The following is a 384-nucleotide window of genomic DNA, read 5'->3' as shown; positions in this document are numbered from 1 at the left end:
CCACCACCAGACACACCGGCAGCGCCAGCAGGCAGCTGAGCAAGGCACCACCAAAGGAATATGTCAGCGACGACCACAGCGTCTCGGCGATTTCCACCACGGGGAAGCTGGCCGAGCTGCCTTCGACGATCCAGAACCCCAGCATCACCAGCGGCACACCGCAGCCGATGGCCACCAGCGCCAACAGCAGCACCTGAGCCAGCACACTCCAGCGCCCCAGGCGCACCCGGGCCGCGCTGCGTGCCACGCCCTGGCCGGTACGCGCATAGCCGCGCCCGCGCAGACGGAATTCGCCCCACAGCAACAGCATGCACAGCGCCAGCAACAGCGCGGACAGCATGGCCGCATTGCTGCCGCTGAACTCCAGCTCGAACTGCTGGTAGA

At 67.2% G+C, this 384-nt stretch carries 1 pseudogene; it reads right to left on the bottom strand.

From position 1 onward, the window contains the following. Positions 1–384 (bottom strand): annotated as a pseudogene (locus AC0IYH_RS29745) (iron ABC transporter permease); the annotation flags it as partial.

The organism is Pseudomonas sp. AC463 (assembly GCF_979253585.1).
The sequence above is the reverse complement of the archived record's forward strand: the minus strand, read 5'-3'. Positions and strand labels throughout refer to the sequence as shown.